The 7,372-nt window shown below is 38.2% G+C and carries 8 protein-coding genes; 1 reads left to right on the top strand and 7 read right to left on the bottom strand.

Annotated features, from left to right (window positions below; genetic code table 11):
* Positions 1 to 287: 287 nt before the first annotated feature.
* Positions 288 to 1,151 carry a nucleotidyltransferase-like protein gene (locus tag ACH8E3_RS16450; protein WP_458633731.1) on the bottom strand — a complete coding sequence of 288 codons (864 nt, stop codon included), beginning with the start codon at positions 1,149 to 1,151 and terminating at the stop codon, positions 288 to 290.
* 142 nt (positions 1,152 to 1,293) lie between these two features.
* Here ACH8E3_RS16450 and ACH8E3_RS16445 point away from each other — a divergent pair, with 142 nt between their 5' ends.
* Positions 1,294 to 1,671 (top strand): DUF2614 family zinc ribbon-containing protein, encoded by a 378-nt coding sequence (locus ACH8E3_RS16445; RefSeq protein WP_458633730.1) that lies wholly within the window; start codon positions 1,294 to 1,296, stop codon positions 1,669 to 1,671.
* 135 nt (positions 1,672 to 1,806) lie between these two features.
* On the opposite strand, the gene ACH8E3_RS16440 is transcribed toward ACH8E3_RS16445, so the two are convergent.
* The 6 genes from ACH8E3_RS16440 to ACH8E3_RS16415 all read right to left on the bottom strand — a co-directional run bounded on the left by ACH8E3_RS16440 (position 1,807) and on the right by ACH8E3_RS16415 (position 7,271).
* Positions 1,807 to 3,522: a glycosyl hydrolase family 18 protein gene (locus ACH8E3_RS16440; RefSeq protein WP_458633729.1), complete on the bottom strand. Its 1,716-nt coding sequence runs from the start codon at positions 3,520 to 3,522 to the stop codon at positions 1,807 to 1,809.
* Positions 3,523 to 3,627: 105 nt separating this feature from the next.
* Positions 3,628 to 4,053 (bottom strand): peroxide-responsive transcriptional repressor PerR, encoded by a 426-nt coding sequence (gene perR, locus ACH8E3_RS16435; protein ID WP_458633728.1) that lies wholly within the window; start codon positions 4,051 to 4,053, stop codon positions 3,628 to 3,630.
* An 86-nt stretch (positions 4,054 to 4,139) separates the two neighbouring features.
* A complete protein-coding gene (locus ACH8E3_RS16430; protein WP_458633727.1) occupies positions 4,140 to 5,411 on the bottom strand; it encodes a DUF4097 family beta strand repeat-containing protein in 1,272 nt (423 codons plus the stop codon).
* Positions 5,412 to 5,438: 27 nt separating this feature from the next.
* Positions 5,439 to 6,017: a hypothetical protein gene (locus ACH8E3_RS16425; protein ID WP_458633726.1), complete on the bottom strand. Its 579-nt coding sequence runs from the start codon at positions 6,015 to 6,017 to the stop codon at positions 5,439 to 5,441.
* Positions 6,018 to 6,055: 38 nt separating this feature from the next.
* Positions 6,056 to 6,769, bottom strand: coding sequence for an MgtC/SapB family protein (locus tag ACH8E3_RS16420; protein WP_458633725.1), 714 nt, complete (start codon positions 6,767 to 6,769; stop codon positions 6,056 to 6,058).
* Between the two features lie 25 nt (positions 6,770 to 6,794).
* Positions 6,795 to 7,271, bottom strand: a complete 477-nt coding sequence (locus ACH8E3_RS16415) for a GNAT family N-acetyltransferase (protein ID WP_458633724.1) — start codon at positions 7,269 to 7,271, stop codon at positions 6,795 to 6,797.
* Between the last annotated feature and the right edge of the window lie 101 nt (positions 7,272 to 7,372).

Below are 7,372 nucleotides of genomic sequence, written 5' to 3'. Positions count from 1 at the left end.
GTTCTTACTTTCGTAAGAACCACTCACTCGTTGTTCAGTTTTCAAAGATCAATTTTTTGTTTGTTATGCACCAATTACTCTCGGCGACAACTTCTATAATATATCATGTTGCCCGCCCAATTGTCAACAATATTTTTTCAACTTTATTTGTTGATCTGCATTCATTTCTATAAATAAAGTTAATCTTGTTTCATGGGGCGAGATATAATTTAACATAATTTTCGCTATTAAGTCAACTACATTTTCACGAATGCTGCGCATAACTACAATCGTTAAGGATTCTCTTCTTATAATACAGTATAAAGGATATCATATTTGCTATTGTTCATATCACCATTCGCAGGCTTGACTACCTTAATCTTTGAACGAAAGACTAATTTAGATAGAACTAATGGCACTTCGTCACTTACCATATCAAGATCAGTATGTTGCATTAACTCTTCTATACTCCAGGGTTCAACACGACTTTTAATTACATTGATCAACAAACAAGTACATTCCGCCATTTTGGTTATGACAGAGAACTCACATCCTAACAATACTAACTCCACTTTCTGTTGTGCTGTTTCATCACTTACGGTTAATTCTTGATATAACTTATGAACGGCAGTATCCAGACCTCGCACTTGTTCCCATACGTTAGATTTAGGGCGTATCCCCCGTTCTATTAGCTCGATTCTTGCCCAATGATGAAGGGAGTCCGTAACACTGTGATAGGCATCCATAACATGTCCTTCACTCAAGTATTGCTTGGAATCAAGATACAATTTCAGAAAACGAGAGAATTCTAAGAACATTTTTTGGTCTCTAAAGGGTTGTTCAAACGCTTGGAATTCTGCTCGAATTTTAGCTAGACGTTCATCCGTATCCCCAACCAATTCACCTTCAAGGAAACATCTCACGATATCGGCGTTGTCACAAGCGACTAATACTCTCCTAAATTCTTTATAACAAATACGCATGATTTTATATTGCTTATCATCGTACATTACATGACTTACTTTAGATCCAAATTCATTTGAATTTGTTATAACTAATATCAGCTTATCAAAGCCTTGAAAAAAGGCACCTTGAAGTTGATCACTTTGCTGATCATACACAAAAGAACCAATACATTCTTCATCCATCATATCTTTGTATCGTAAATTCATAATTATCAACCCACCATTTCCTTAACGAATATAACTTGGCGTTCATATCGTAATTCAGTTATAATGTATTTCTACATATAACGACAACTTCCTTCTACGATATTAAATAATACTATTATAATGAATTGGGTGATTACAACTTATGGTGTTTAAAACTGCAAAAATTAATGCATTTCGTACGTGGGGTCTTTTACTTACAATGATCGGTATGGGTCTTATGATACTAGGTACGGCAGGAATCGTATTCTGGGGACAATCAGGCAAAATAGTTGCTGCTGTAGGTTTAGTTATTGGACTTATCGCCATGGTTGGAAGTTTAGGCATTTACTTCTGGGCAGGTATGCTATCTACAAGTGCGGTACAACTTCAATGTCCACAATGTGGTAAGTTAACCAAGATGCTAGGCCAGACGGATCGTTGTATGTTCTGCAGAACCATGCTAACGCAAGATCCCTCAATTGCTAACATTACTGCCGAGGAGTTAGAAGAAGAACAGTCTCAATCTGAAACTATCAAATAATACTATCCTTGATCATCTATAATAACCAAAGAACCGGCGTACCCTTTAACAGGATATGCCGGTTCTTTGGTTATAAATCATGTTATCGATAATAAGGATATCATAGCATTAAGCTTGTATTTCTTTAAATTATAGCTATTTCGCAATCGTCTGTAATACTTTCCAAGCCTGATCATTTGCAAAACTTCTAGTCCAAGAGGCAATGCCACCTAGTTGTAACGTCTTAGCTAATTCTACTCTGGCTCTCAGAGACACTTCATCTTCGATCCAGATCTTTTTAAGCAATCCATCTTCTTTATACTCCACGTAATTCTGTTTCACATCATCAAGATAACTAGGTATTAGTTCGTTCTCACGAATAATGTCAGCTACAGAATTCATACCCACTGCCTTTGACTTCACTTTCGTCTCTCCATCTTTGGTCTCTTCCGACCACACTCTGGTGTATAAAGGTATCCCTAGAATTAGCTTTTGCGGCGGGACTTTGTCCTCATTAATAATTTTAAGTAGTGCCCTCTCCACCCAAGGGAGTGATGCGACAGAACCAGCTACGGGACTTGCTGCCCAATGTTCATCATAAGCCATAACGATAAGATAATCAGCAACCTGGCCTAATGCTTCACGATCAAGAAAGAGAGACCACATCTCACTTCTTGATTTAGGGGTTACATCTACTGAAATAACGAGCCCTTTTGCCTCAGCTAAAGGCTTTAATTCACGTACAAATTGAGATACATTATTGCCGTCTTTGGTATATACATTCTCGAAGTCAATGTTTATCCCATCTAACTTGTACAATTCCGCATAGTGTAACATTTGATTGATGACATTTATTCTACTAGAAAAACTAGACATCGCTTCAGACGTTAGATCAGGTTCAAAGCTATTGCTGAGTAACCCCCACACTTCCATCTTCTGTTGGTGCGCCCAGTTAACGTATTCCATATCGGCTTGACTTCGTACATTTCCTTGACCATCAATCATACTAAACCATGTCGGACTTACGACGTTGACACCAGGTAGTTTACCTATCTTTGTAGGATTAGGCTTGCGTTGATATACCGCTTCCCACACTAGATTGATTGGCTTGCCCTTCCAATTTCGTTCTGCTCGTGTAATAGAAGGTATAACGGTATCCACGATTGTGGCATCACCCATAATCATTTGTTCTTTCTTTATATAACCCGTGTAGCCATTATCCAATTGTACATAACACCATTCTTGTTCCGTTCTCCATACTCTTAGTTTCGTTCCATGGGGTACATCGAACACAATCGGTGCATGAATGGTATCTGCACGACGCATTGCTATCGTCTGGTTGGGCTTACCTGTCTTAACTGTACCCATTGGAATACGCTCACCTGCAGTCATAAGTATAACTACACCTGAATCCAAATCCTCATGAACAGCAATGCCGTATAGTTCTTTCAATATTCCAATAGGTAAGTACATCATCCCATCCGATTGCTCTGGAGCAAACCGTAACTCCATTGTTTGATTGTTAATGTCGGCTTTCTTCTCATTAGTTCTTAAATGAACAAGCTTTTCCGTCGTCGTCAGTATGATCGATTCCGTCTGCGATTCATAGCGAGCATGTGGATCAATAATATCTTGGACTACAGGGAGAGGAAGCTTTAAGGTTGCCCCTGATCCTAACGCATTGTAATCCAATAATTCACCACGAACAAAGATCGGTCTTATTTTGCCTTGCCAATCGGGTTCTACATGTTGTCTATTAGGAAGAACTTGTGTAGCTATATAATAACTAGCGGCAGACAAAATGAAAATCACAATTATTATATTAAATAGACTTCTTCCTAGTCTTTTTTTTGTATATCTACTTCCAGCCATTGTAATTATCCTCCATGAGCTTCTTGTTGTCGGTGCACAAAAACAAAAAACATGAAGAGACCCTGATCAACAAAGGAATCTGCATGTTCTAAAATAATACATTGTTTAATGTGGTTTGCATGTGTCGCATACCCCATAAAGTTCTAATCTCAATCCGTTTACCTGAAAACCAGTAACTTGTTCCGCTTCACGTTCAACTTCCACTAGCGAAGGATACATGAAATCCTCAATCTTGCCACATTGTTCACAAATAACATGATAATGTTCTGACACATTCGCATCAAATCTACTTGATGAGTCCCCATAGGTCAACTCACGAACCATACCAGACTCAATAAACATTTTTAAGTTATTATAGACTGTCGCTACACTCATACTAGGAAATCTAGGTTCTAGTGCACGGTATATCTCATCAGCTGTAGGATGTGTCATTGAATCTAGTAAGAAATCAAGAATTGCATGACGTTGTGGTGTAATGCGAACACCGGTAGTTTTTAATTGTTCCAATGCATGTTGGACTCGCGTTCCCATCTCATCCGCCACCTTTTTTTCTAACATATAGATTAGTATTATTATCATATTAATATTATTCTTGTATTCTTGTCAATAAAATCGTTTTAAAATTGATTTACATTCAGGTCACTATTCCCTTGAATACGAACGCTGTAGTCACCTTCACCAACAGTTCCCCAAATCTTGTTATTATAAATCGTAAATGCTGACATCGTGGAAGTTATGTCACCAAAAGAGATTGAGCCACTTAATTTATAATTACCTGCATATGGCAAGTTAATATCCATGATACCAACCGCACTATACACATCCCAATCTCCACCAATTTGTTGTGCATTTAATTTCACACTTCCATTTAATGTTTCTGCCTTGAGATTCATCATGGGCTCACTCACATACATATTCCCATTCTTTGTTGTGATATCCACATCACCATTAGCACGTAACAGAGATATATTTCCTACTTGTGTGGATAGGCGAAGAGCGCCTGAAGTATCTATAGCCAGCATATTACCTTGATTCGATGTAATATCTACGTTCCCCTCAAGATTACGGATTCGAACAATCCCATTAACTGTTTTGCCTTGAACATTCCCTAATACATTTTCCATTTCCAACATCCCATTAGCACTCTCTATCTTCATTCCTTCAATGGCTTCGACACGATGCAGGATGATGTTACCATTCATTGTACGTATTTCGTAGTTGAAGCGTCTATTCTCCGGAAGTGAAATACTAAGGTTCATTCTAGGTTGACGCTTTCCCGACTGTCCATACACTTTACCTTTTGCTTCAATACTAATCGTAGGACCTTCACTAACCTCAATTGTCGATTGATCGAATATGGCCTCCGTTTCTGGCCCATCAATTTGATCTACCCAAACTTCAGTTGATATTTGTATATTATCAATAGCCTCACGATGTAACCGCACATTTCCATTAATGTTATTAACCATTATATTTTCTGTATCTATATGAACGGGTATTTCTATGATATCTTTATTGAAATGCCCGCCTTCTTGCTCACTATAATCTATGGAAGCTACTGGTAAGTTCATGCCAACCTTACTCCATAAATGCATATATTGAGCCTGTTGGCTGACAATAAATACACTCGCTGTTAGAAGAATAGATAAGATCATACCTTTCAGATCAAGACGTAATGAATAACCTGTTGTCTTCCTCCGAGTCCCTGCACACACATAAATAAGAATAGATTCGATTCCCCAACTAATAATCAGTAATGGCCACCATTTAGGCATCTGTACTAAATATTCGCTCTTTTCCACATAATCTATGATTAACAAAATACCAGTGACCATTAATAACAGTGTAGCTGTATATCGACCAATACGTATATTATGTTTATTTCTCAAGCTTATCCCTCCGTGCTCATCACATGCCTACTTTGTACGATGCATCAGCATTTCTCTGACCCATAGCCCTATGCCAAGAATCACTAACACGGGGGCCATGGTTATTTCTCCATATAATTCGATATATTCCTTTAACCAGATAGGTCTTTGGTGAAATAAGATTAATACTGTACCTCCTATGACAAGTAAAACACCAAAAGAGATTCCTTCTTCTCCTCTAAATGGATTACGACGAACGTGATCTTTATCGGACATCTTCGTCGCCTTACCATAACGTGTCACCGTAAAGTCAGCCAATTGAAGTACATTATAAACATTATAGAAATAAAAGATCGGAATAAATAAGGTTAATAGTATTAAAAAGGGTACGTTAATACGCATTCCTACCGATGAAAAGTAGCTTAATGCAGAAATATCTAACATCAAGATAAAGATAAATGAGACACCTTTTCTAATCAATCCCAGATAGATATGTCCTAATCCAGGCAATATTGCCGCTAATAATCCAGCAACAAATTTGTATTTCCGTGAGAAGAGCCTTCTAGCACGTGGTTCGGTGTGCTTATGTTGATTCTTCGTTGTTGATGGTTGCTGCACGAGATTCATGTTCGTCACTCCACCTTTACTTTGAAGCTAAGCTGCTACTATTCCAATGAGATCATCGTAACGCCTTCTAAGTTACCAATCTTAGATACTAACTCCATGGATTCGAGATTGGTCTTACTTATAAGATGTAGTGATAATTCAAGAACATGCTGATGTAAGCCAAATTCCTGATGATTATCCTTCATATATTCATTCACAATGATCTTCTTTACTGTAAGATTCTCTTCTGCAAGTAATTTAGATATGATATCAAGAATACCTTTATTATTTATAGCATGAATTGTTAACAGATGTACTCTATTACCCTTCATATATCGAAGTTCAATCTTATTAAAGACAATCAACGTCATGAGGATTAAAAGTGTTGTTGTAATAGCAGCAACATAGAATCCTGCACCAACACATAATCCAAGTGCAGCAACAACCCATACCGATGCAGCTGTAGTTAGACCCGTTATTGATTTACCCGTAAACAGAATTGTACCTGCACCTAAAAATCCAATCCCAGTAATGACAGATGCGGCCAGACGTGCTGGGTCAATTCGAATATTAGGCTCATTCACGAAATCCGAAAATCCATATATAGAGAGCATCATAATGAGTGTGGATCCTAAGCAGACGAGGATATGTGTACGTAATCCCGCAGCACGATTAAGTCTTTCCCGCTCCAGTCCAATAGCACCACCGAGAGCCATAGCTAACAATAAGCGAAGTATGATGTGTATATCATCAATAATCCATGGATTATTCAATTCGAAGCCCCTTTCCTTAAAAAAGTTATGTTATTAGTTTATGATATGTTCGTCTATGAAATGAAGTTAATTCCACACCAGGTGCCACCTCAAAGGAGTCAAATGGGACAAAGCCGTGTTTCAAATAAAGTGTATATGCTGGAACGTTCTGTGTACCCGTAGAAACAATGAACAAAGGAGTATCTTTATATTCATCTAGTACATATTGAATCAATCTGCTTGCAATCCCTCTGCGAAAATAGGTAGGGCTAACCATCATTCTAGTCATTGTCATGTTTCCTTCTGACTCACTACATACTGCGATTGCTCCTAGCAACTCGCCATCCTCATCCATTTCACCAAAGAATGTTTCCCCACATGTTCTCAAGGAGTCAACGGTATCCAACAATAACGGAATTTCATCGAAACCAATCATTCGAGCCTCTAGTCGATAGGCAACCTGTTGCAATCGCCATATCTGGTGTACGATATCCTCAAATTCCAATGACAACTTAACAATCATAGCCCATTCCCTACCTTTTTAGAATAAATAGATTGCCACATATATTCAATCGAGTAGGAGGGGGCGACTAGCCCCCGACCTCTCACACCACCGTACGTACC

This window comes from Paenibacillus sp. CMAA1364, assembly GCF_054373195.1.
The sequence above is the reverse complement of the archived record's forward strand: the minus strand, read 5'-3'. Positions and strand labels throughout refer to the sequence as shown.